22 protein-coding genes, 2 tRNA genes and 1 other RNA gene are annotated in these 24,126 nt (G+C 62.6%); 8 read left to right on the top strand and 17 right to left on the bottom strand.

Annotated elements, in window-relative coordinates; all coding sequences use genetic code 11:
* Positions 1 to 29 precede the first annotated feature (29 nt).
* Complete coding sequence (locus CATRI_RS01050) at positions 30 to 1,298, top strand: Mur ligase family protein (protein ID WP_290218859.1); 1,269 nt, start codon at positions 30 to 32, stop codon at positions 1,296 to 1,298.
* The gene (locus CATRI_RS01045; RefSeq protein ID WP_290218856.1) at positions 1,291 to 2,043 is read left to right on the top strand and encodes a type 1 glutamine amidotransferase; all 753 of its coding nucleotides are present in this window, start codon (positions 1,291 to 1,293) and stop codon (positions 2,041 to 2,043) included. The genes CATRI_RS01050 and CATRI_RS01045 overlap by 8 nt, the downstream gene beginning before the upstream one ends.
* Here CATRI_RS01045 and recR read toward each other — a convergent pair whose 3' ends face one another.
* From recR to ffs, 6 genes are all read right to left on the bottom strand, one after another.
* Positions 2,044 to 2,700, bottom strand: a complete 657-nt coding sequence (recR, locus tag CATRI_RS01040; RefSeq protein ID WP_290218854.1) for a recombination mediator RecR — start codon at positions 2,698 to 2,700, stop codon at positions 2,044 to 2,046. It abuts the gene before it with no gap.
* Positions 2,701 to 2,742: 42 nt separating this feature from the next.
* Complete coding sequence (locus tag CATRI_RS01035) at positions 2,743 to 3,066, bottom strand: YbaB/EbfC family nucleoid-associated protein (RefSeq protein WP_290218851.1); 324 nt, start codon at positions 3,064 to 3,066, stop codon at positions 2,743 to 2,745.
* 48 nt (positions 3,067 to 3,114) lie between these two features.
* Entirely contained in the window at positions 3,115 to 4,992 is a 1,878-nt protein-coding gene (locus CATRI_RS01030) for a DNA polymerase III subunit gamma and tau (protein ID WP_290218848.1), read from the bottom strand.
* Between the two features lie 26 nt (positions 4,993 to 5,018).
* Positions 5,019 to 5,606, bottom strand: a complete 588-nt coding sequence (locus CATRI_RS01025; RefSeq protein ID WP_290218846.1) for a suppressor of fused domain protein — start codon at positions 5,604 to 5,606, stop codon at positions 5,019 to 5,021.
* Positions 5,554 to 6,825 (bottom strand): aspartate aminotransferase type Ic, encoded by a 1,272-nt coding sequence (locus CATRI_RS01020; protein ID WP_290218843.1) that lies wholly within the window; start codon positions 6,823 to 6,825, stop codon positions 5,554 to 5,556. Before CATRI_RS01020 ends, CATRI_RS01025 begins: the two co-directional genes overlap by 53 nt.
* Positions 6,826 to 6,885: 60 nt before the next feature.
* An RNA gene (ffs, locus tag CATRI_RS01015) (signal recognition particle sRNA small type) lies at positions 6,886 to 6,984 on the bottom strand.
* Positions 6,985 to 7,123: 139 nt separating this feature from the next.
* Between ffs and CATRI_RS01010 the strand changes: the two genes are divergently transcribed.
* Positions 7,124 to 7,209: transfer RNA gene (locus CATRI_RS01010), tRNA-Ser, on the top strand.
* 199 nt (positions 7,210 to 7,408) lie between these two features.
* On the opposite strand, the gene CATRI_RS01005 is transcribed toward CATRI_RS01010, so the two are convergent.
* Both CATRI_RS01005 and CATRI_RS01000 read right to left on the bottom strand, forming a co-directional pair.
* A complete protein-coding gene (locus tag CATRI_RS01005) occupies positions 7,409 to 8,740 on the bottom strand; it encodes a flavin monoamine oxidase family protein (RefSeq protein WP_290218841.1) in 1,332 nt (443 codons plus the stop codon).
* Positions 8,741 to 8,766: 26 nt separating this feature from the next.
* Positions 8,767 to 10,242 carry an APC family permease gene (locus tag CATRI_RS01000; RefSeq protein WP_290218839.1) on the bottom strand — a complete coding sequence of 492 codons (1,476 nt, stop codon included), beginning with the start codon at positions 10,240 to 10,242 and terminating at the stop codon, positions 8,767 to 8,769.
* A 319-nt stretch (positions 10,243 to 10,561) separates the two neighbouring features.
* On the opposite strand from CATRI_RS01000, the gene CATRI_RS00995 reads away from it, so the two are divergent.
* Both CATRI_RS00995 and CATRI_RS00990 read left to right on the top strand, forming a co-directional pair.
* Complete coding sequence (locus CATRI_RS00995; protein WP_290218836.1) at positions 10,562 to 11,152, top strand: TetR/AcrR family transcriptional regulator; 591 nt, start codon at positions 10,562 to 10,564, stop codon at positions 11,150 to 11,152.
* 317 nt (positions 11,153 to 11,469) lie between these two features.
* Positions 11,470 to 12,072 (top strand): hypothetical protein, encoded by a 603-nt coding sequence (locus tag CATRI_RS00990; RefSeq protein WP_290218833.1) that lies wholly within the window; start codon positions 11,470 to 11,472, stop codon positions 12,070 to 12,072.
* A 56-nt stretch (positions 12,073 to 12,128) separates the two neighbouring features.
* Here the strand turns inward: CATRI_RS00990 and CATRI_RS00985 are convergent, their stop codons facing one another.
* Together CATRI_RS00985 and gluQRS are read right to left on the bottom strand one after the other, a co-directional pair.
* Positions 12,129 to 13,442, bottom strand: a complete 1,314-nt coding sequence (locus tag CATRI_RS00985) for a hypothetical protein (RefSeq protein WP_290218830.1) — start codon at positions 13,440 to 13,442, stop codon at positions 12,129 to 12,131.
* An 88-nt stretch (positions 13,443 to 13,530) separates the two neighbouring features.
* The gene (gene gluQRS, locus CATRI_RS00980; RefSeq protein WP_290218828.1) at positions 13,531 to 14,448 is read right to left on the bottom strand and encodes a tRNA glutamyl-Q(34) synthetase GluQRS; all 918 of its coding nucleotides are present in this window, start codon (positions 14,446 to 14,448) and stop codon (positions 13,531 to 13,533) included.
* On the opposite strand from gluQRS, the gene CATRI_RS00975 reads away from it, so the two are divergent.
* On the top strand, positions 14,447 to 15,154 hold the full coding sequence (locus CATRI_RS00975) for a queuosine precursor transporter (protein WP_290218825.1): 708 nt from the start codon (positions 14,447 to 14,449) through the stop codon (positions 15,152 to 15,154). The genes gluQRS and CATRI_RS00975 overlap by 2 nt on opposite strands.
* 121 nt (positions 15,155 to 15,275) lie before the next feature.
* On the opposite strand, the gene tgt is transcribed toward CATRI_RS00975, so the two are convergent.
* The 6 genes from tgt to CATRI_RS00945 all read right to left on the bottom strand — a co-directional run bounded on the left by tgt (position 15,276) and on the right by CATRI_RS00945 (position 20,496).
* Complete coding sequence (gene tgt / locus CATRI_RS00970; protein WP_290218822.1) at positions 15,276 to 16,532, bottom strand: tRNA guanosine(34) transglycosylase Tgt; 1,257 nt, start codon at positions 16,530 to 16,532, stop codon at positions 15,276 to 15,278.
* Positions 16,529 to 19,003 (bottom strand): MMPL family transporter, encoded by a 2,475-nt coding sequence (locus CATRI_RS00965; RefSeq protein ID WP_290218820.1) that lies wholly within the window; start codon positions 19,001 to 19,003, stop codon positions 16,529 to 16,531. Before CATRI_RS00965 ends, tgt begins: the two co-directional genes overlap by 4 nt.
* 98 nt (positions 19,004 to 19,101) lie before the next feature.
* Positions 19,102 to 19,192: transfer RNA gene (locus tag CATRI_RS00960), tRNA-Ser, on the bottom strand.
* Between the two features lie 38 nt (positions 19,193 to 19,230).
* Positions 19,231 to 19,437, bottom strand: coding sequence for a CsbD family protein (locus CATRI_RS00955; RefSeq protein WP_290218817.1), 207 nt, complete (start codon positions 19,435 to 19,437; stop codon positions 19,231 to 19,233).
* 89 nt (positions 19,438 to 19,526) lie between these two features.
* Positions 19,527 to 20,006 (bottom strand): nucleoside deaminase, encoded by a 480-nt coding sequence (locus CATRI_RS00950; RefSeq protein WP_290218815.1) that lies wholly within the window; start codon positions 20,004 to 20,006, stop codon positions 19,527 to 19,529.
* Entirely contained in the window at positions 19,999 to 20,496 is a 498-nt protein-coding gene (locus tag CATRI_RS00945; protein WP_290218812.1) for a tRNA adenosine deaminase-associated protein, read from the bottom strand. Before CATRI_RS00945 ends, CATRI_RS00950 begins: the two co-directional genes overlap by 8 nt.
* A 37-nt stretch (positions 20,497 to 20,533) precedes the next feature.
* Here CATRI_RS00945 and CATRI_RS00940 point away from each other — a divergent pair, with 37 nt between their 5' ends.
* The gene (locus tag CATRI_RS00940; protein ID WP_290218810.1) at positions 20,534 to 21,541 is read left to right on the top strand and encodes a prephenate dehydrogenase; all 1,008 of its coding nucleotides are present in this window, start codon (positions 20,534 to 20,536) and stop codon (positions 21,539 to 21,541) included.
* A gap of 87 nt (positions 21,542 to 21,628) precedes the next feature.
* Here the strand turns inward: CATRI_RS00940 and CATRI_RS00935 are convergent, their stop codons facing one another.
* A complete protein-coding gene (locus tag CATRI_RS00935) occupies positions 21,629 to 22,567 on the bottom strand; it encodes an AraC-like ligand-binding domain-containing protein (protein WP_290218809.1) in 939 nt (312 codons plus the stop codon).
* A 107-nt stretch (positions 22,568 to 22,674) separates the two neighbouring features.
* Here CATRI_RS00935 and CATRI_RS00930 point away from each other — a divergent pair, with 107 nt between their 5' ends.
* The gene (locus tag CATRI_RS00930; protein ID WP_290218807.1) at positions 22,675 to 24,084 is read left to right on the top strand and encodes an aldehyde dehydrogenase family protein; all 1,410 of its coding nucleotides are present in this window, start codon (positions 22,675 to 22,677) and stop codon (positions 24,082 to 24,084) included.
* Positions 24,085 to 24,126 lie beyond the last annotated feature (42 nt).

Below are 24,126 nucleotides of genomic sequence, written 5' to 3'. Positions count from 1 at the left end.
TTGGCGGCGTTTCCACTACGCTTAACGCCATGCCTGGACGAATTCCGCAATCCCTGCGACGCCTGCGATCTTCCGTCGCCACCGGCGCCGCTACCCTCGCCACCACCGCCTCCCGCCTCAGCGGGCGCGGGGCTGGCGGCATGATCGGCGGCCTCGTGGCGAACGCGATTGACCCGACCATCATGGAGAAGCTGGCCGGCGGCCGCCCCGCGGTGCTGGTTACCGGCACGAACGGCAAGTCGACCACGACCCGGATGCTGGCAGCGGCCCTGCGCACGACGCATAAGGTGGCGACCAATGATGGCGGCGACAACATGGACGCAGGCATCATCTCGGCGCTGCTCGCTGGGAAAGACGCCACCCACATCGTGCTGGAAGTGGATGAGCTCCACGTCCCGGCCGTTGCCGATCGCCTCCGTCCGCAGGCCCTGGTGCTGCTCAACCTCACGCGCGACCAGCTCGACCGCGTGGGCGAGATCAACAAGATCGAGCGAGCCTTGCGCGGCGCGGTCATGGCACACCCCGACATGGTGGTCATCGCTAACTGCGACGACGTCCTCATGACGTCCGTCGCCTTTGACGCCCCGAACGTCGTGTGGGTCGCCGCAGGCGCCGGCTGGACCGGCGATTCTGTCTCCTGCCCCCGCACCGGCGGTCACATCGTCCGCGAGGGCGAGGACTGGTGGGCGATGAAAAAGCTTGCCGACGGCCGCGAGTTCCGCCGCCCCACCCCCACCTGGACCGTCACCGAGGAGGGCCTGGCCTCCCCCGCCGGTTCCTCCGCCCTCAACCTTCAGCTCCCCGGCCGGGCAAACCGCGGCAACGCCACCCAAGCCATCGCGGCGGCGGTCGAGGGCTTCCAGATCCCCCTGGAAAAAGCAGTCGCCGCGGCCGAGGGCGTGGACAACGTGGCAGGCCGCTACTCCACCATCCGCCTGGGCGACCGGGACATTCACCTGCTGTTGGCCAAGAACCCGGCCGGCTGGCAGGAGGCTCTATCGATGGTTGACCGCTCCGCCGATGGACTCGTCATCGCCGTTAACGGTCAAGTCGCCGACGGCGAGGACCTGTCCTGGCTGTGGGACGTTCGCTTCGAGGACTTCGGTGACCTCTCCGTCATGGCCTCCGGCGAGCGCAGCACCGACCTCGATGTGCGACTGATTTACGCCGACATTGACCACGAGCACATCCCCGACCCCGTCGAAGCGATCTTGGCATGTCCCCCAGGCCGCATCGAAGTACTGGCCAACTACACCGCGTTCCGCGATTTGAAGAAGGAGCTGGAGAACCGTGGCTGATCTCACCATTGGGCTGGTCCTACCCGACGTCCTGGGCACCTACGGCGATGACGGCAACGCGCTCGTCCTGCGGCAGCGCGCCCGCATGCGCGGCATGAGCGCCGAGATTCTACAGATCAAGCTCGGTGAGCCGGTTCCTTCCGACCTCGATGTCTACTGCGTCGGCGGTGGCGAGGACACGGCCCAGATCCTGGCAGCGGAGCACCTCATCTCCGATGGCGGCCTCACCCGTGCCGCGAACAACGGTCGGCCCGTGTTCGCGGTCTGCGCGGGCCTGCAGGTCCTGGGCGAATCCTTCCGCGCCTCCGGCCAGGTGATCGACGGTGTCGGGCTCATTGATGCCACCACCACCGCCCTCGAGCGCCGCGCCATCAGCGAGGTGGCCACCACTCCCACCGGCGCGGGCATCACCGCGGAGTTGACGCAGCCCCTGACCGGCTTCGAAAACCACCTCGGCGCCACCATTCTCGGCCCCGCCGCCGAACCCCTCGGGCGAGTCACCCGGGGAACCGGCAACTGCGATGTCGCTGCCGCCGCGGACCTGCCGGATGATTCCCGCCAGCGTCTCGCCGAGGGCGCGGTCCAGGGCAACGTCATTGCGACCTACCTGCACGGACCCGCCCTGGCCCGCAACCCTCAGCTGGCGGACCTACTGCTTGCCCGCGCGATGGGCGTGGCGCTAGCCGACCTGGAGCCGCTGGATATCCCAGCGATCGATCGCCTGCGCAAAGAACGCCTGAAGTAGCTAGAGAGTGAGGCGGCCGCTCAGGGCGCGCGACAGAGTGAGCTCATCGACGAACTCCAAGTCGCCGCCCAGCGGCATGCCCGACGCCAGGCGCGATACCGTCAGGTCGGGGAAGTCGCGCAACAAACGCGCGAGGTAGGAGGCGGTAGCCTCCCCTTCGGTGTTGGGGTCGGTGGCGAGGATGACTTCGTGGATGTTCGGCACGTCGTCGTAAAGCGGCTCCTGCGACGTCGAATCCGCCAGCTCCCGGTCGGGCAGGACCCCGCCGATGCGCTGGAGCAACACCGAAATGTGCAAATCCTTCGGACCAACGTTGGCCAGCGGGTCCAGGGCGCCGCCGAGCACGTGATAGCGGCCGTTAAACTCGCCGGTTCGCTCGATGACCTGGATGTCCTTCGGCTCCTCGACCACGCAGATCATGCCGCGGTCGCGCCCCGAATCGGCGCAGATGCGGCAGACCGCCTCGCGGGAGATGTTGCAGCAGATGCGGCAAAATTGCACTCCATCGCGCAGCGACTCCAGCGCCGCCGTCAGCCGATTGATGTCGTCCGGATCGACGGAGAGCAGGTGAAAAGCGATGCGCTGGGCGCTTTTGGGGCCGACGCCGGGCAAGCGGGACAGCTCATCAATGAGGTCCTGCAGGGGTCCTTCAAACACGTAGCCTCAGCGGCCCTTTCTGCTGTTCTTCTTCTGGGTGAGCTAGCCGAGCATTCCGCCGAAGGGATCGCCGCCCTGCGACAGCGGGCCCATCTTCTCCACGGCCAGCTGGCCGGCCTTCTCGTGGGCATCGCGGAAAGCCCCGGTGACCAGGTCCTGCAGGGTCTCTACGTCCTCCGGGTCGACGACCTGCGGATCGATGATCACTTCCTGGACTTCGCCGCCGCCGGTAATGGTCACGGTGACGAGGCCGTTGCCGGCGGTCCCGGTGACATTGGTGGCGAGGATTTCGGCCTGCGCCTGCTGGAGCTGCGCCTGCATCTCCTGAGCCTGAGCGAGGATCTGGGCCATATCGGGCTGGGTCATGGTGGTGCCTTTCGTGGTGGGTGAACTAACGCGGCTTAGTCTACCGACTCACAACTTCCGCGCGCCGAGCTCCTGCTCCAGCAGCTCCACCGCAATGGTCGTCGCGTCCCTCCGGTCCAGCGTCCCCGGCCGCAACGCTTCCTCGGCCATCATTTGTTCTTCTTCGCTTATCGACGTCTCCCTCACCGGCTCTGCGGCCGGTGCAGGTTCGGGCGGGAGCCCGTCGTCCTCGGGCTCCGGGGGCAGCGGGACCGACTCCTCCCGGCTACCGCCGATCGGCTTCGGGGCACCCCACCTGCGAGGGGCCGGACTCTCCGGCTCCTCTGCTGGCTCTGGGGTGGGTTCCGGGGCGGGCGGCTTCTCGGGTTGCTTCTGCTGGGAAGTGAACCCCTGCGCCCTCGTGTCCGTGCCCACGACGCAGTGCACCTGCAGCGGCGAGCGCACCTCCTCGGACACGGCTGCCGCGATGATCTTGTTCTTGGATTCCTCGTTGAGGCGGTTCGCCAATGCCCCGGTGTTGTGCCCGATGATGAGGGTACCGTCCCTCATTCCCAGAACCTGGGCCTCGGCGAGCATGATTCCCACGACGGAGTTCCGCTCAGCAATGGTGGAGCGGATCTGGGACCAGCGGGAACGGATCGAGTCCACCGGATCGGCGAGCGGGGCAGGTTCAGGTGCCTTGACCTCTGTTTTTACCTGCGCTTCTTCCCGAGCCCGCCGCACTGAGGGACGCTCGTAGGTCCGCGTGGGGGCCTTGGGTGCGGGAGTTGGTTCGGGCGGGGGCGCCGAGGGCTGGGCTGCCCCCGCGGCGCCCGCCGCCGCGACCATCGGCTGCGCGGGTAGCAGCAAATGAGCGCACAGGATCTCCAGGAGCAGGCGCGGGGAGGTCGCGCCGCGCATGTCGGCAATGCGCTCGTTGACGGTGGTGGACAGGTGCGCGAGCTGCGCGCCGGTGAATTGCGCGGCCTCGGCGCGAAGGATCTCAGCCCGATCGGTGGGGGCGTCCACCAACCCGAGGTCCAGAGCCTCGGGGACGGCTTGGAGAACCATGAGGTCGCGGAAACGATCGAGCAGATCCTCGACGAAGCGGCGGGGATCATGGCCGGCCTCGACGACATCGTCGACCGCCGTGAACAGTGCGGCGCTGTTACCGGCGGCGAGGGCGTCCACGGCGGCGTCGATAAGCGACAAATCGGTGACCCCCAGCAGCGGTAACGCGAGCTCATACGTCAAGCCCTGCGGCCCGGCGCCGGCGATGAGCTGGTCCAGGATGGACAGCGAATCGCGCGGCGAGCCACCACCCGCGCGGATGACCAGCGGGTAGACGGAATCCTCGACGTGGACGCCTTCGGAGGCGACGGTCCGCTCCAACAGCCCGCGCATTGCCTGCGGGGTGAGCAGGCGGAAAGGATAATGGTGCGTGCGCGACCGGATAGTGCCGATGACCTTCTCCGGCTCCGTCGTGGCAAAGATGAATATGAGGTGCTCCGGCGGCTCCTCGACGATCTTGAGCAACGCGTTCGAGCCCTCGCGGGTGATCATGTGCGCCTCATCGATGATGAAGACGCGGTAGCGCGATTCCGCCGGCGCGAAGTACGCCTTATCGCGCAGTTCCCGCATGTCATCGACGCCGCGGTAGGACGCCGCATCCAACTCCGTGACGTCCAAGTTGCCGGAGCCGCCCGGCGCCAAAGAAATGCATGAGGGGCACACTCCACACGGGTTGGAAGTGGGGCCTTCGATGCAGTTGAGCGAACGCGCGAGGATGCGGGCGGAGGAGGTTTTGCCGCAGCCGCGCGGGCCGGAAAAGAGGTACGCGTGATTGATTCGGCCCGAGTCGAGGGCCACCGACAACGGTCGAGTTACCTGCTCTTGCCCGACGACGTCGGCAAAGGAGGCGGGACGGTACTTCCGGTATAAAGCCACGGAACACAGCCTACCCGGCGCAGGGGTTAGCGCTGCCAGTCGAGAAGATCGATCTCCGCCTCCACCAGCGCCTGCTGCAACGAACCCACGCCTTCCTCGACGGCGAAGGCGTACTCGGCGTCCGTGAGCATGACAAGTTGCAGCAAGACCGTGAGCCGATCGGGTTCCGTCACCCGCGGCGTCTCCCCGCCCCACAAGTACGGCGGCACGAACAAACCGTGCTGAACGCTGAGATCTTCCTGGTCCAACAACTGCGGCAGGAGCGTACCCGGCTGGGCCGGAACGAATCCGCCGGTGGAACGGAGCTTGTTCGTGGCCGCCTCCAGCGCCCCCGCCACCTGCTCCGGGGTCGCGCGCGCCACCGACACGATCTCAGAGCGGACAGGCAGCCCCTCCTCGATCGCCTCTAGACCCGTATCCACCTCAGCGAACGTGCGCGTGACGCCAAGGACCTGATCGCTCTCCAGCGCCACCATGCCAATGTCGCGCGCCTCGTCGAAAACGGGCGGCGTGGGGAACAGCTGCCCCAGCCAGAAAGTGGTCTCGTCGATGTTCAGGGGGCTACGCCCCCAGCTTCTCGACGGCCGCGAGCAGCACACACGTCGCCACACCATCCATGGCGATCTCCAACTCCTCCACCGGCGGCAGCGAGGGTGCGAGGCGGATGTTGCGGTTGTTCGGATCATCCTTGAGCGGGAAGGACGAGCCGGCCCCGGTCAAAGCAATCCCGGCTTCCTTCGCCAGTTCGACGACACGGGACGCGGTGCCATCAATCACGTCGATGGAGATGAAGTAGCCACCCTCCGGCTTCGTCCAGCGGGCCACCTCATACTCGCCGAGGCGGCGATCAAGGATCTCCAGCACGCGGTTGAACTTCGGGTTCAAGGAGCCGGCGTGCTTGCGCATGATGGCACGCACACCCTCCGCATCACCGAAGTAACGAGCATGCGCTAGTTGGTTGACCTTGTTCGGACCAATCCCGCGCACCCCGGCCACATCCATGTACCACGCCAGGTTCTCCGCGGAGGAGTTGAAGAAGCTCACACCTGCACCCGCATGGGTGATCTTCGACGTCGAGGACATCGCCCAGAAGCGATTGGGGTTGCCTACCTGCGCAGCCAGCGACACGATATCGATGATCGGCGAGAACTCATCGGTCAACGTGTGCACCGCGTAGGCGTTATCCCAGATAATCCGGAAATCCGGGGCGGCCGTCTCCATGGCAGCCAGCTCGCGGCTGACCTCCTCCGAGTAGGTGACACCTGTGGGGTTGGCGAACATCGGCACAGCCCACATGCCCTTAACCAGCGGATCCTTCACCAACTCCTTGATGGCGTTGACATCCGGGCCATCCTCCAGCATCGGCACCGTCACCATCTCAAAACCAAACTTCTCCGTGATGGTGAAGTGACGGTCATAGCCCGGCACCGGGCAAATCCAGCGGACTTTCTCCTCCTGGCTCCACGGACGCTCCGAGTCGTTATTGCCAAAGGTGTATGACCAAGAGATCAGATCAAACATGATGTTCAGCGAAGAGGAATCACCCGCGATGATGAGCTGCGGATCAATCCCCAGCACCTCGGCCCACAGGTTCCGAATATCCGTGATGCCCTTGAGGTTGCCGTAATTACGCACATCCGCGCCATCCGCATCCGTATGGTCGCCCTCCCCGGGCAGGGCCAGCAGGGACTCCGCAAAATCCAACTGTTCCGACGAAGGCTTGCCGCGAGTGAGATCCAGCTTCAGGTTCTTCGCCTTGAGCTCGTCATAGTCCTTGCGGATCTGCGCCGCGAACTCGGCCAGCTGATCAGATTCAAAATCTAGGAGGGTCACTGTGAGGGCCTGCCTTCCAAAGGAAACGGGGGTTCGGCCACAATGTTAGACGCTCAAAAAAATAATAGGGGATCCCGCGCACCCGCCAGAGCTCGCTGACCCTTGCTGCATTCCTGCCCTGGGGGAGTTCACAAGATGGACGCCGCACGGGATCCTTCCGACAACACTAGCCCATCCCTCTACCCTTGGGCCAACTCACCGGCCACACGAGGCAAGGTGACCTGCGATTTGTCTTTTTCTGGCAGGATTGTGTACTGTTTCACGAGAACACAGCAGCTCAGGTTGCCCAGTTCAGCTAGGAGGATTCGACTAGCGGCCTATGTCACACGCCTGGAACGCGTGCGGGTAGTAATACCCTCGTGGGTTCAAATCCCACATCCTCCGCCGAATGAAAAGCCGGACCATGGATTTCAAAATCCGTGGCCCGGCTTTTCCGTCTGGTTAAGGGACTGGGTCGGCGAAACCGGCACTTCCTAACAACTCCGGGGTCAATTTCCCTTCCCAACCCACCAAGTTGTTAGGAAGTGCCGGTTTTGGGCCCTCGTGGATCCAGCCCCGCCTGGCACCGGATCCGTAGGACTGATCAGAGATCGTTGATGACCCGGCGGGCAGTAGTCATCCCCTTTTCCACCGCACCATCGACACACACACCACGCCACCCGTAGGCATAGTCGGAGCCAGCGAAGTAGAGGCTGGAATCAACCTCATCGAAGAGGCTCCACCCTTCAATGAACTGACCCTTGCGTAACGTGCCCCACGCCTGGCCTGCCCACTTGTCGGCCACCCAGTTGTGGCCAGTCGCGTCGACGACCTCAAGGTCATCACGCCACTGGTTGATCACGTCCTGCGCATCCTCAATCGAGTTGAGGTCGATGTTGGTGTTGTCGTATCCGAACCCCACGAGGATGGTGGTGTCGTCGTCCATGAAGTATTCGGAACGCACGATCGACATCTTTGCCGGTTTCGGGGCGTAGCCCAGGAAGCGGTGGTGCCCCTTAACTTTGATCCAGATCTTGGCACCCTGCGAGTTCCACTTATCATCAATCACCTGCTGGATCTTCTCCGGCAACAACGGCGAAAACTCGATGTTCCCAAGCGCCCCCACAGGAACGGTGCAGATGACCGCAGCTGCCTCAATATTCTGACCGTCTTCGGTGGTGACGGTGGCGCCGCCGGCGTGATGCTCAACCTTGACCACCGGCGCCTCCAATCGGAGCGGTCCGGTCAGATCCCCGGCAATGCCGTTGTACAGCGACTGCATGCCGTTCTTAAGCTTCCACTTAAGAGTGATGTCCTCCATTACCTGGTAACGGTTGTCAGAGAGGGCGCCCCATTGCTTAGCCATGAGCGCGGACCCGGTGTAAGGATCTCCGATATACCCGGCAGACCAGAAAGCATCGACGAGATCGATGGCTTCCTGGTCGAGGCCAGCCTCAACCACCAGATCAATGGCGTTCTTCTGGTCATCCTGCATGAACCGCTCGCGGACCTCGTCTGGACCATCGAAGTCGTCTGACATGACCCACAGCGGGTCGAAGGGGTTCGGGAAGTACTCGTGATTGCCCTCGTAGGTAGCGTGCATGGCGGCGGATAGCTTGCCATCAATGTCCGCTTCGGTACCGCGAACGACCTTGCCCTCAGTAATCCAGTGGGCATCGTTTCCGGCCGGGGAAGCGTGGATCTCCTTGCGTTGTCCATAGCGCATGATCTCGGTCCAGATGTGTGCTTGAAACCAGTGGACCCAGGTGGCGCCGAGCTCGAGTGGTCGGCCCATGCGCTCCTCGGTCCACGCTCGACCACCAATGCGGTCCTTTGCCTCGAGGATTTCGTATTCGATGCCGGCGGTCTGTAGTTCTCGTGCTGCCACGAGGCCAGCGAAACCGGCGCCAATAATGATGACTTTCTTGTTCGACATGGTGGGAGCGTTCCTTTTCTATGGGGTTAAACGGAAGTCGTTGGGTTGCTGTTGGGAGCAGTTCCGGCGATCTCATCGAGGTTGCCGGTGCCGCGGCGGATGAGGATCGAGCCCCAGATCAAGCCGATGAGCCCAGACCCCAGGATGATGGCCGGCATGATCCAGATCATGAAGGGATCTTCGGAGTCCATCATGAGGTTGAAGTTCATGAGGATCAGCGCGGTGACGACGACCATGCCGATTCCCGCGACGAGCGGGGCAATGGTGCGGACGAAGACGTGATACTCGGGGTGGTGGCGGTTCGCCCAGACCATGACGGCAAAGCTGGTCACGGCGACAAGGAAGGTCAGGCCGAACGCGGCCGCATTGGTGAACCAGGTGAACAAGGTCATGACCGGGAACAGCTCTCCGAGTTCCGACCCCAGCCCCGCCAGGGCAAAGATTCCGACGACCGCGGCCGCCACTGCGGACTGAGCAAGAGAACCGCCCACCGGAGCACCGTTCTTCCCGGCTTTTCCGAAGACAGCTGGCAAGACGCCAGAGCGACCGAGGGAGAAGAAGTAGCGGGCGGCGGCGTTATGAAACGCGATCAGTGCTGCGATGAGGCTGGTGACGAACAGCAGGTGGGCGGCATTTGCCACGACCGGGCTAAACTCCCCAAGCCAGGCGAACATCAACTCTGGGCCAAGAGTCTGAGACTCCTCGATGATTCGGCTGGGACCCACGCCCATCTGCAGTGCCCACGCGGAGAACGCGTAGAAGATCGCGATAACTGAGATGGCGATATAGGTCGCACGTGGAACGGTGCGCTCCGGCTCCTTCGCCTCTTCCGAGTAGATGGCACCGGATTCAAAACCCATGAACGCGGCCATGGTGAAGGCCAACAGGACACCGATTCCTGGGGTGAAAAATTGGTCAGGCTGCCAGCCGTCAGTGCTGATGCCTTCCGGCGCATTCAACAGTGCCATGCCGGAGAAGACGATCACTACGAGGAACTCGAATCCCACAATGATACCGAGGACCTTGGAAGACAGGTCGATGTTGTTCACACCAAGTAAGGCGACGAGCAGCCACCCGAGGGCACCCATCAACCACCACGGGACCGCAATACCGGTCAGCGATGCGACCGCGTTGGCGGCGGAAAAACCGAATAGCCCATAGAGGCCGATCTGCATCAAGTTGTACGAAACCAGGGCGAGAATCGCCCCAGCGATGCCCTGGCGCAGTCCCAATCCTCGGGCGATGTACACGTAGAAGGCACCGGAGTTCTGCACCTTACTGGCCATGCGACCGTAGCCGACGGCGAAGAGAACCAGGATCAGGCCGAGGGCCAGGTATCCGAGCGGCACTCCCTGGAGGCCCGCGACGGCGTAGTTGGTCGGGGCCCCTCCAGCGAGCACTGTCAGTGGCGCCGACGCGGCAATGATCATGAAGACAAGCGCGGTGGTGGAAAGCTTTGCGCGTTGGAGGGAATCCTGACGGGCGAGGTGATTCTCGGGCATTAGTCCGCGCTCCTTGGGGAACATAGCGCGGGCGGGGGCAGCCCGAGGTGGGCCATTCGCACCCGCTCAGATTCCTGGTGGGCGAAGGGACGGGGAGGCGAGTGCGACGTTTTAGGGGACGGAGGGACGTGAATGGTGGGCATAAAGGGGCCTCTCTGCACTGAGATGGTGAGTGACTGGGCTCAAGCCTTACGTAGAACGTGATGCCGATCACATTTAGTTCTACTGCTGTAGAGAATAAGGGACGTGGACCTTTATGACAAGGGTGGAGGCCATTCGGCGGTATCGTTATGTTCCCAATCGTGATGGAGAAGAACAGATGCCCAAGATCGTCGATCATGAACAGCGCCGACGCGAGCTGATCGAATCCACCTGGCGGGTCATCGCCCGTCAAGGTCAATCCGGGGCCACCATGCGGCAGATTGCCCAAGAGGCTGGCTATGCCAACGGTGCCCTGAAGCCGTACTTCCCTACCAAGGCTGACCTGCTAGAAGCCACCTACACTCACGTTTACGAACTCACCGAGACACGTATCGACAAAGCAACGCATGGGCTGCGTGGATTGACGGCCCTCCGGGCGCTCTGCCTCGAAGTCCTACCGGTCAGCCCGCACTTGCTGGACGAGGCACGCATCGTGGTGTCATTCTGGGACACAGCCGCGCAAGATCATGACAGGGCTCGACTTATCGCGGAGTCTCTGGATCGCTGGCACGGGCGAATTTCACGAATGCTCAGCGAAACAGACTCCGATGGCGAACTACGATCCGGAGTCGATATCGAAAGCGTCACCGGCGCCATGCTGGGATTCCTGCAGGGCTCACAAGTTACGGCTGTCATGGCTCCGGAAAGCTTTAGCCACGACCGACTCCGGAATCAGCTCGAAAGCTACCTGAACCTTCTGCGGAGTTGAGCGCGATAGGCTGATCGCGACCGGAAGACTGGTCAAGGGTTGAAATCCCACCGAAACCCCAGGTCGACTCTGGCCGGCAGGCCTAAAAGTCGCGAGGAGGGCGTCGTGATCACGGGCGGCAACTCCAGACCAGTGACGCTGGCCGTCTCCACAAAGGGGTAAGCGGTGGGGTAGGGCTCATTTTCTGAGTATTCGATACCCGTAACCTTGCGATAGCCTGAAAATGTCACGTCATTTCCACCCATCGCAGGGTTGATGCGCGAGCAACGAGAGGATCGTCCAGGCCTGCGTCGAGGTGCCGAGAGATTGCTGAGAGCATGACCAAATTAGTTCGTAATATCGTTGCGTTGGTGTTGGCCTTAATAGTCGGGACAGGAGTCGGAGTCTGGGCTTCCACCGACATCAGGGAAGCTCTAGGACTAGATTCCGTCACCGAGTCGAACAACACCAAGGTGATCACTGCCATCGAACGACAGGAGCAGGTTGTCTTGCTCAGCACCAGCACCCAAGGCCTCGCCGAGGAAAGAGCTCAGACGAACTGGTTGGGCAGGAACATCTACGGAACCGGACGTACGCAGTTCGTGCAGTACAACTACCGCGCGAAGCTGGGCATTGAAGCCCGCGATGTGACCATCGAAGAAAAGGGAGATAACCAGTTCTTGATCTCCATCCCCGCATTCATCTTCATCGGCCACGACAACGTGCAGTTCAAGACTGCCATCGAGAACAATGGCGTGATCAGCTGGATCACTCCGGAGATCGATACCTCGGAGATGATCTCTAGGATCCTCAGCGAGGATGCGACGAATGCGCAGATCGACGAGAACCGAGGTCTCTTGCAAGAGCAGGCGAAGAGCTTCTACTCGGGGATTGTCAGGGGAGTTAGCCGCGAAGCCGAGCTCGAGTTCGAGTTCCGCTAACCGACTCCGGTTGCGCGCCCAGAAAAATGCACCCTCCGAGGAGGGTGCATTTTTGGTTAAACTTCGGATTCAGATGAGCTCAGAGAGCTTCTAGAACCACAAGCATCAGAGACCAAGCCCAGTACCAGGAGGATCAGTGCGGCCGCGCCGACACCTCCGGCAATACGACGGCCGTCCGGGCCGATCTGCTGGTTGATCTGATCGACCAAGCGCATGATCTCCGGGTTCTCAATTCCCAGGCCACGCTGCAGCTGGGTGTTGGCATCTTGAACAGCCTTCTGCGCCTGGTGGGTGAACTGCGACAGGCCAGGAATGTTTAGCTGATCTCCCATGGCCAGCGGGATGAGGAGGAGAAGCGGCAGACCAATGCCAGCGACGGTGGCAACGCACTTGCCGTCGGAAGAGCCACCCGGAGTCACCGGTGTCTCGGGCTCTACCTCACCGATCGGGACGGTGAAGAGCTCGCCGACCTTGTTGTCTTCGCGGTACTTGGCGGATGCGTCTGCGGGGAGGCCCTCACGAGGCTTGGCGTACATCTGGACCTGGACTTCCTTGATGTTCACATCCAGGTCGGCGGGCAGGGTGATCCTGACATTGCCTTGACTGTCGACGGTGGCAGTGGCGCCCTCGATCGGAGTTTCCGAGCCAGGGAGGAAGACGAAGCCCTCCATGCGGGAGTAGTCGTCGGCAGCTCCCTTGGTCACATCCACACCGGAGTCGTAGGACTTACCGTCGGCCGCGATGTTCTTCGTACCAGCAGGGTCGATCCCCATCGTCTGGCAGTTGTCGTTCTCACCGGCGTAGGGAAGAACCGTGGTGTGGAAGTTCAACGTTCCCGTGGCCGTTACTCCGTCAACCAGAGAGCCATTAGGCCCGTCCGAGTACCACACAGCTGCGCTTCCGCCCCATCCAGGAGTGGCGGCGTTGAAGTCGCCAAGATTGGCGGTGAAATTGCCAGTCGAGGTATCAACGTTTTCCACGGGGAAAGTGGAGTCGATGGGCAGTGTGAACTGTTTGCGTGGAATATTGGTATCCGCGCTCACGGTGTACGTACCTGCGGGGCCGTCGTGGGTGAAGTCGATCGTGCTGTTCGTCATCCACCGGTTGAGGTTGAAGACCTTCACGAACGGCCGGAAGTTGGAGCGATTACTCGAGGTATGGTTTTGCACACCGATGGTGACCAGCTGAGATACAGATTGGGCATTTTGACCGCCGGCGGAGGTCGGGTTGATCGAAGTCGACGTCAGGCTGATATCACAGGTACCTGGGGTGGCGCCGACTGGATCGGCGGAGGCCAGCGGCACGGTGACCGCGGAGGCCACCCCGATCGCTAGCGCCGCCGTGACTGCGGTGATGCGCTTCTTGAACATGGGCCTAGAACCTTTCAATAACTATACAATTAAGTATCAAGTAGTAATTATTATCGACGCATGTGGATGTTGCAAGGCCGACGACAACTTAAATGCTTTCCCACACAACTTCGTCCCTGGAGAGTTCCTCCGGATCGAAAACCTCCAGCAGTTGCGAGAGCTTGTCGACGCCCGCGTACCCCAAAGTCGCCGCCAAGCGGCCGACAACTTCGGGCACAGAGTGGTCAACGAGCATTTCCCGGAGCGTCACCGCTCCGTCGCGCTTGGCCAGGCGCTTCCCCGTGGACCCCAGCACCAGCGGGACATGGGCGTACTCCGGAACCGGGAGGCCCAACAGGCTGGCGAGGTAGGCCTGGCGGGGAGCGCTGGACAGAAGGTCGTCGCCGCGCACAACCTGGTCGACGCACTGGAATCCATCGTCGACGACGACGGCCAGGTTGTATGCCCACCCCGGTTCCTGGCCTCCGCGGCGCAACACAAAATCATCGACCTCGCCGGTGTAGGCCCCACGGTAGTAATCATGAATGGTGAAGGAATCGGTCTCTGCGCGCAGGCGCAGGGCCGGGACGCGGCCCTGCGCGGCGAGGTCAGCGCGGCGTCGGGTACGGGCGGCGTCGTCAAGCGAACGGCATGTGCCTGGATAGCTGCCGGGGATCGCGTGCGGGGCGCGGGATGCCTCTTGGATGTCTTTGCGCGAGCAGTAGCACTCGTAGACGGGCAGTCGGTTCAGGGCAGCGGCGTAGGAGTCGAAGCGCGCGGACTGGTAGACAATCTCGCCGTCGAAGGTGAGGCCGAGGGTGAGCAGGTCATCGATCTGGCGCTGTGCGGACTCCGGGGATGAACGGCCGACGTCGATGTCCTCGACGCGCAGCAAGAAGTCGCGTCCGGAATGGCGGGCGAAGAGCCACGCGATGACAGCGGTGCGCAAGTTCCCAAAATGGAGATCACCGCTCGGGGAGGGTGCGTATCGTCCGGCGCCAGTCATGGGCCCTAGGATATCTGCCATGACAATTCCTCAACCTGGGCAGGGCGCCGCCATGACTTCTGAAGAGTCCGCGGCGTCCGGCAAAGTTCGTTTCATTCCCATCCACAACTCGGTGTACCCGGTCATCGTGGCGCTGTTCGTCGCGGTGTTCCTTATCTCCAATATCCTCGCCACCAAAGGCGTCTCCATTGGACCGCTGATTACCGACGGCGCCTTCTTCCTCTTCCCCGTCGCCTACATCCTCGGCGACGTGCTCAGCGAATGCTACGGCTTCAAGGCCACCCGGCGCGCCATCTTCACCGGCTTCGGCGTGACCCTCCTCGCGGTCGTCTCCTTCTACATCGCCATCTGGCTGCCCCCGGCCGAGTTCTACGAAGGCCAAGAACAATTCTCCTACGTGCTCGGCCTCGTCCCGCAGATCGTACTGGCATCTCTGGCTGGCTACCTCGTCGGCCAGTTGCTCAACTCGTGGGTGCTGGTGGCGATCAAAAGACGCACGGGCGAAAGATCCCTGTGGGCCCGCCTCATCGGCTCGACCGTCGTCGGAGAATTCGGCGACACCCTGCTGTTCTGCCTCATCGCCGCCCCGGTCATTGGCATCACGACGTTCCCGGAGCTGGCCAACTTCGTCATCGTGGGTTTCGTGTGGAAGACCCTCATCGAAGTCATCCTGCTGCCCGTGACCTACCTGGTCATCGGCTGGGTGAAAAAGCGCGAACACTACTAGGCACGGCGCGGGGCGGTTGGTACCCGGCACCCCCGCGCGATGGTCAGCGAGCTCAGGTCCATCTCCATGACCTGGCATGCCACGCCAGGCGGGGGCGATTACGCATCGCTAGGACTAGCTTCTAGGACTGGCTGGAAGCGTAGTAGCGGCCGAGGAACTCGTCCCGGTAGGCCTCAAAATCACCATTTTCAATGGAGGCTCGGATGTTATCTACCAAGCGCACCATGAACTCGAGGTTGTGAATCGTGCAGAGCGTGCCCGCGAGGAATTCCTTAGCCCGCAACAAATGGTGGATGTACGCGCGGGAGTAGTTCTCCGAAACGTAGCCGCCGAATTCCTCATCGACGCCGCCGAAATCCCGGCGGAACTTCGCGCCCATGAGATTGAGGCGACCATCGAGGGTGTACACGCCACCACGGCGACCCAACCGGGTCGGGGCCACGCAATCGAAGGTATCCGCACCGGCTTCGACCGCCATAAAAAGATCATCTGGCTCCGAAATCCCAAGGAGGTGGCGGGGGCGATCAACGGGCAACTCATCGCAGACCCAGCCGACGATGGTGCCCAGGTTGTTCTTCTCCAGCGCGCCGCCGATGCCGTAGCCGCCGAAGCCCCGGCGCCCCTCGGCCTCCGCGCGCTCCGACAGCTCGACGAGCCCGCGGGTAGCCTGCCTGCGCAGATCCTCATACTGCGCGCCCTGGACTACGCCCCACAGTGACTGCAAGGGCTTATCGGCGCGCTCGATGGTGAGGCGATCATGCTCATCCAGGCAGCGCTGCGCCCAACGGTGGGTGCGTTCCACGCTGGACTCCTGGTAGGAGCGAGTATCCATGAGCGTGGTTAGCTCGTCGAAAGCGAAGATGATGTCGGCACCAAGCTGGTGTTGGATCTGCATGGAAATCTCGGGAGTAAAGCGGTGCTTGGAACCATCCCGGAAACTGGTGAAGTCCACACCGTCCTCATCGACCCGGGCGAGGTTCGGCTTGTTGCGGGTGTGATGCTTGCCCTCGGCAGCCTCCATGGTCAGGGTTTTTTGGAAGCCCACGCCCTGGCTCATCACCTGGAATCCGCCGGAATCGGTGTAGGTCGGGCCGTGCCAGTTTTCGAAGGCGGCCACTCCCCCGGCCTCGTCGACAATGTCCGCGCCCGGCTGCAGGTACAGGTGATAGGCGTTGGAGAGGATGGCCTGCGCGCCGGTGAGACGAATCTGCTCCGGGGTCAAGGTTTTCACCGTTGCCTTGGTGGCCACCGGAATGAACGCTGGGGTCTGGATGTCACCGTGGGGGGTGTGGATGACGCCGGTGCGACCGTGGCGCCCACCTGCGCCAGCATCCGACAGTTGCGCGCCAACCTCAAAACTCAATCCCGATGTGCTCATGACGTCACCTTATCCATCTCTGCGCGGTGGGCCATCTCCGCAGCATGGCGGGACTCCCACTCCTTTTCCAATTCCGTGCCTTCGATATCGAGCCGCGGGATGAGACGGTCCAGCCACTTCGGGATCCACCAGGTGGCGCTGCCCATGAGGAACATGGTGGCGGGGACGAGTGACATGCGGACAAAGAAGGCATCGAAAAGCACACCGAAGCCGAGCGCGAAGCCGAAGATCTGAATGAACGGCAACGGCTGATCAATGAACGCGATGAACACCGCAATCATGATGAGGGCGGCGGCGGTGACCACGCGGGCGCCGCGGGTGAAGCCCACGATGGTGGATTCTTCGACGGCGTCGAGACGAAGTACCCGCAGAGGGACATCGGTCTCCCCCGCGTCCGCGGCGTTTTCACGCAGCGTGATGTAGTGCTCGCGCATGCGCGTGACCAAGAAAACCTGGTAATCCATGGCCAGGCCGAAAGTGACACCGATGAGGAAGATCGGCATGAAGGAAATCAACGGGGCCGGGGTGTTGACGAGGCCCCACAGGCCCTGCTGCCAGACCAACACCGTGACGCCGAAGGCCGCGCCGACGGAGAGCAGGAAGCCCAGACCGGCGACGACGGGGACCAGAACGGAGCGGAACACGGCGAAGAGCAAGAAGATAGCCAGGCCGACGACGATAGCGAGGTAGATCGGCATCGCCCCGGAGAGCCGTTCGGTGATGTCCATCTGCACGGCGGTGAGGCCGGTCATGCCGATCTTGACCCCGGTGGCATCGGAAATCTCTTCGCTTTGGGCACGCAGGCCGTGAGACACCTCGCTGGTGTACTGCTCATCCGGGCCGGTGAGCGGAGTGACCAAGACCTGGGCCGCGGTGGAGTCCTCGTTCACGCCCACAATCTGCGCGTGCTTGACTCCACCCACGCTCTTGAGCTGGCCGACGGTATAGAGGAAGGAACTCGACGCGGCCGCCTTCTCCCGGTCCACGGTTTCACCATTGGCCTCCGCCAGGGACGTCTGTGCTCGGACCAATGGCTCCAGGGCTGCGGAATCGGGATTGACGTCGTGAGCATCAACAATGACGAGGAAGGGCGCGTTAATACCAGCGCCAAAGCCCTCCGCCATGAGGTCGGCGGACTTACGCTGGGTGGTGTCCAAATTGGAGGTCGAATCCGACGGAAGCGACAGCTCCATGTTGAGCACCGGGGCGCTAAGCGCACCAAGGCCTAGGACGACTACGGCCATGACGAGGCCGGGGGCGCGGCGCACGAAACTGACCCAGCGGTTGCCCAAGGTCCGGCGCACGGGACGGCGCTTGCCCTTGCGCAGCGGGTGGCCGGCCACGCCCGGAATCCGACCTTTGAAGGTCCGGTCCCCCAGCACGCCGAGGAGCGCCGGGATGAATGTCAGCGCCACCAGGACCGCCACGAGGACGGTGAAGGCTGCGGACAAGCCCATCGCGGTGAGGAAGCCAATGTTGACGATGGTCAGCGCCGCCAGCGCGATGATGACCGTCGCCCCGGCGAAGACCACCGCTGAACCGGCTGTACCCACCGCCATGCCCGCAGCCTCGTCGGCGGGCATGCGTTCTCGTTCCGCGCGATAGCGCGAGAGGATGAACAGGGCGTAATCAATGCCCACTGCGAGGCCAATCATTACCGCCAGCACCGGAGTGATGTCGTTGAGCTCAATAAAGCGAGTTGCGCCGATGATCACCAGGGCACCGATGCCTACACCGATAACTGCGGTGAGCAGCGGCAAACCAGCGGCAACCAGCGAACCAAAGGTGAAGATGAGAACCACGAAGGCAATAGCCAAACCGATGAGCTCACTCGTCGTCTTCACCCGAATGGGATCACCGAAACCGGCGCCACCCGCCTCGACCTCAAGGCCCTGTTCACGTCCCAAGTCCATCGCGTGATTGACCACGTCCCGGTGCTCCTGGGTCACATCCATCGACGAGGGCACATCAATGTCGAAGGTGGTGTAACCAATGCGGCCGTCAGGGGAAATCATCCGTAAGTTCGCCGCATCCTGGCGGGCCATCTCCTCCGGCAACCCCTGCTGAGTCATCTGCTCGACCACCCCAGCCTCCAAGGCCGGCGAGAGCACGACCGGGTTGCCAAAGCGCTGGTCATTGGAAATATCGTGGAGGTTATCCCGGATGTAATTGACCACCGTGTCTATCGCCGCGGAATTCTCCGGCGACGCCAACTCCTGGCCCTCCGGGGCAGCAAACACCACGTTCACGCTGGCCGCGTTCGCTGGGTTTCCCGCGTCCGGGAAGCTATCCTTCAGCGTCGAAATAGCCTCGATCGAGGGGGTGCCGCCGATGGTGAACTGGCTGGAAAAAGGCTTCTGGATCGCCATTGCCCCACCGGCGATACCAGCCAAAATGCCTAACCAGATGACGATGACAATCCACTTTTTGTGGAAGGACCAGCGTCCCAGTTTGAAGAGGAGTTTTGCCACGGTGTTGGTGCCTTCTCACAAATAGAGGTGCAAACTTCCCCCAGTGTACCGAGGGTGAGAAAAGCCCCCGGTACCAAGATTGGCGCCGGGGGACTTCATGGCGGTGGCGGCGGGATTTGAACCCGCGGTTGGGGGTTACCCAACAATCGCTTTCGAGGCGATCACCTTCGGCCGCTCGGACACGCCACCGCGATACAGACTAACGGAGCGTGCCGGGTCCGACCAAATTACTTCTTGTCGTCTTTGAAGGAACCGATGACTTTGTTCACGCCATCCTTGATGGCCTCGCCTGCCTCGGAAGCCTTCTCCTTGATGTCAGCCTTGACCTGATCAGCACGGCCCTCGTCGCGGAGCTCGTCGTTGCCAACAGCTTCGCCGAAGCCTTCCTTGGCCTTGCCGCCGAGGTCCTGTGCCTTGTTTTCGAAATCACCCATGTTTGAGTCTCGCTTTCTGGATCATGTGGAACGATCGGACGGTTAACGTGATCCAGCTTACGCCCGCGGGCACTTGCGTGCAGAAATTTTTATCTTAAGTCCTCGAAGAAGGAACTCAGCAGCTCCGCGCACTCTTCTTCCAGGACTCCACCGCGCACCGCGGGGCGGTGGAGCTGGCCTGGGGCACGGACGGCGTCGATAAGCGAGCCGCAGGCGCCGGTTTTTGGCTCATAGGCGCCGAAGACGATCTCGCCGATGCGCGCGCCGACGAGCGCCCCCGCGCACATCGTGCACGGTTCGAGGGTGACCACGAGGGTGCAATCGGTCAGCCGCCACGCATCACCGTAGGCCCGCACGGCCCGGCGAATCGCCTCCACCTCAGCATGAGCAGTCGGATCGGCGTCCGCTTCTCGACGATTCGTCCCCCACGCCAGCTCACGCCCATCCAGGGAAAACACTACCGCCCCCACCGGAATATCCCCCGCGGGCGTCAGCCGAGCGATGTCCAAGGCCCGGCGCATCCGCGCCTCCGCCTCCACCAGCCCGTGCTCCCGCGGCAGCCTAGCCATCAAGCTCGGCGGCCTCCGCCAACTCATCCGCGAAGCCCAACTCTTCGGCGATACGCATGAGCTGCTCGGACGGCATCGGCTCCTGATCGTCCACGATTACGTCCAACACCTCCTCGCTCAACCCCAGGTCAGCGAGCAAATCAAAATCTCCATCGGGCCAGCCATCAACCTCATCGAGCTCATCCGCATCTACGTCGGGGATCTCGGCCCCCAGCTCCGCCAGGACACTCGCCGCAAAGTCATCGTCGACCGCCATCGTCGCATCCGATAGCAACAGCTGCACCCGATTCGGAGTCGGCCGAACGATAACAAAATACTCATCTTCCACGCACAACAACGCGAACGCCGGCCCCTCGCTGCGCATGGAACGCACCGCGCGAATCGACGTATCAATAGAGGAAAAATCATCTGCGAAAGAGCGGACGATCCACTGCCCCTCCGGCCTGGTCACTGTCACGGCAAAACTGTGGCCATACTCCTCGTGTTCCATACCGGTGAGCGTAGTCGCGTTGTGCCACACTTGTCAGGTGACCTCGACGAACGTGAAGCGCCCCATCTGCATCCTGGGACTCGGCCTCATCGGCGGCTCCCTCCTCCGCGACCTCGACTCCTGTGACCACCCCGTATTCGGCTACAACCGCTCCGCCTCCGCCGCCCACGCCGCCGCCACAGCTGGCTTCGACGTGAGCCCATCACTGGAAGAAACGCTCGCCCGTGCCGAGGAGGTCGGCGCTTTGATCGTCATCGCCACCCCGATGCCCGCGATCCCCATGCTTCTCGACGCCCTCCTCCTCCACGCCCCCACCTGCGGCTTCACCGACGTCGTCTCCGTCAAACGCAAAGTTCTCGAGCTCGTTGTCGAACGCGGCATGCAAGACCGCTACGTCGGCGGCCACCCCATGGCTGGCACCGCGGACAGCGGCTGGGATGCCTCCCAAACCGGCCTCTTCCAGGGCGCAGCCTGGGTCATCACCTATGATCACGCCCCCGACGCCAGCCCCGCATGGATCGAGCTGTGGACCGACGTCGCCACCATGATCCTCGCCGTCGGCGCCGAAGCCATCCCCGCCCGCGTCGACAGCCACGATGCTGCCGTCGCCCGCATCTCCCACCTCGTCCACGTCTTTGCCGAGGTCCTCGCCGTTGTCGGCGACAACGGCGGAGCGCTCGCCCAATCGCTCGCCGCCAGCAGCTTCCGCGACGCCACGCGCGTCGCTGGCACCCAACCCGCCCTCGTCCAAGCCATGTGCGAAACCAATGCCACCGCCGTCGTCTCCGCCTTGGACGAAGCATTATCCATGCTTAACGACGCCCGCGGGTCCCTCTCCACCCCCCATCCCGACATCTCTGACCTGGCGGACGGCGGCTACGCCGCCCGCGTCCGCTTCGAGGCCCGCCACGGTGCCCGGCGCGAATCCGTCTCCCCCGTCAAGATCTCCTCACGCCCCCTTCTGCGCTTGCACCCAGGCTCCCCCGGCTGGATTCAACAGCTCGAGCATGCGGAATCGCTGGGCGGGAGGATTGAGATTTTCTAGGGACGCGGAAAGTGCGATTTGAGTTCACCCATTAATCGAGTAGAAGTCGGCGCGCTCTCGATTAATGGGTGAACTCAAATCACACTTTCACTGGCTGCCCATCATCCTGGTCCGGTACCCGCTCGGTGACTCCCCAAATTCGGAACGGAACAACCGGGACACCTGGGAGGAATCCGAGAGGCCGTAGCGGGTGCCGATGGACTGAATAGACTCGGACACATGCAAAGGATCGGCGAGATCTCGGCGGATCAGCTCCAGCCGACGGCCGCGGATGTAGGCGCTGATGGTCAGGCCGTTGGAGGAAAACTGCGAGTGCAGGTGCCGCACCGAGACGAAAAGCGCCTCGGCGATCATGCGGGGACTGAGCTCCGTGTTATCCAAGTTGCGGTCAATATAGGCGATGGCCTGCTGAAAGAGCAGGTTATTCGACAATGGCCCGTCCGCTTGACTGAGTTCCGAGGACAATACGGTCACCAACATGTCCAGCGCGGAGCGCAGCAATGAACCCGCATACGGCCCGGTGAGCACCTCGAAGTTCAACGCGATTTGTTCGAACAACGGCACGGCCACCCGCCCCAAGCCCTCGTTGCCCGCGATCGGGACCGCCGTCACCTGAGCGATCTGATCCGGGGTCATCTGCACGAAGCTTTCCGGGAAATGCACCACCAGTGAATGCTGTGCGCCCGGGTACGACAAGCGATAGGGCCGCTGGGTGACATACAGAGCTAGATCCCCTGGTCGTAGCACGCAGTGTCGCCCATCCTGGGCGAGGGTGGATTCCCCCTCCATCTGCAGGCTGAGCTTGCAATGTGGGATGACGTCCCCTGGGATGTCGGCGTCGATCCGATCGACGGTGTGCGCGGGAGTCCTCATGTCGAATAGGGAAACGTCCCCCACCGTGACCACGCGCAGGTCGGCGCGGAAGCCCTCAGGGTCCTCGGTGTTGACCTGCAACGAGCCGAAGGGGGACGCGACCGCTGCCCGCCACTCGGCCAGGGTCAGCGAGGACTGAGCTGATAGGGACATGAACCCTCCACATCACACTCAATAGCAATGATCGTGCGCTCTTCTTCAATGGGGTGAAGATGTGTCTTAGGACACAATGAAGACAAACTTACCACCCAGGAGGAACCATGACTGAGTTAACGTTCGACGATCTTCTCGCCGCCATCGAAGACAGCAATGGCCGGGAGATTCTCAACCCGGCGACCGGCGAGCTCGTCGGCCGTGCCCCTGTGCATACCGTTTCGGATCTCAACGATGCGGTTCAGCGCGCCGCCGATAGTCAGAAGAACTGGGCGGCACTGACCGATCAGGAGCGCTGTGACTACCTGTTCAAAGCCGCAGACGCCATCGCTGCCGCGGCCGAGCCGCTCGCCCAATTGCTCTCCCGCGAGCAAGGCAAACCTCTCAACGGCCCCAACGCCCGCTTCGAGGTAGGGGCGTGCACCGCCTGGATGCAGGCCACCGCGTCCTTCGAGTTGAAAGAGGAAACCCTTGTTGATGATGGTGAGAAGCACGCCGTGATCAACTACCGCCCCATCGGCGTCGTCGGCGCCATCGGCCCGTGGAACTGGCCGATGATGATCACCATCTGGCAGGTGGCTCCTGCCCTACGGATGGGAAACACGGTCGTCGTTAAGCCGTCTGAATACACCCCGCTGAGCGTGCTCGCGCTCGTCCACGTGCTGAACACCGTCCTGCCGGCGGGGGTACTCAACATTGTCTCCGGCGAAGGAGACGTCGGTGCGGCACTGAGCACCCACGACGACATCGGCAAGATCATGTTCACCGGATCCACTGCCACCGGTAAGAAGATCATCGAGGCCTCCGCCGGAACCATCAAGCGCCTCACGCTCGAACTCGGCGGCAACGACGCCGGCATCGTGCTCGACGACGTCGACCCGAACGCCATCGCCGAAGGCCTGTTCTGGGGAGCATTCATCAACACCGGGCAAACCTGCGCCGCCCTCAAGCGGCTCTACGTTCCGGATGCCATCTACGACGAGGTCTGCGCAGCCCTCGTCGCAGTGGCGGAAAACATGCCGATGGGCGAAGGCCTAGACGAGCAAAACGTGCTTGGCCCATTGCAGAACAAGGCGCAATTCGACATCGTTGACCGGCTGGTCACAGCCGCCAAAGAGTCCGGTGCGCGGGTGCTTATCGGCGGCGATCCAGACCGCGATGCCCCGGGGTACTTCTACCCGACCACCTTGATCTCTGACATCGACGTCGACAATCCCCTCGTGGTCGAGGAGCAATTCGGCCCCGTTCTGCCGATCATCCGCTACACCGATCTGGACGCAGCCATCGCTAATGCCAACAGCCTGGACTACGGGCTGGGCGCCTCGGTCTGGTCTTCCGACCGAGAGCGGGCTGTGAAAGTGGCGGCCGGTATCGAGGCTGGCACCGTGTGGATCAACAACCACGGCGGCATCGACCCCCGCATCCCATTCGGCGGCATCAAGGGTTCCGGCTTCGGGCTCGAGTTCGGCGTCGAAGGCCTGAAGGCACTCGGAGTGCCGCAGGTCATCAGCGGGTAAACAGAAAGCCTTAACCCGTCCCTCGGTGTCAGCGTGGGACGG

It is taken from the genome of Corynebacterium atrinae (genome assembly GCF_030408455.1).
GTDB classification, from domain to species: domain Bacteria; phylum Actinomycetota; class Actinomycetes; order Mycobacteriales; family Mycobacteriaceae; genus Corynebacterium; species Corynebacterium atrinae.
This window is presented reverse-complemented; position numbering and strand designations above follow the sequence as displayed.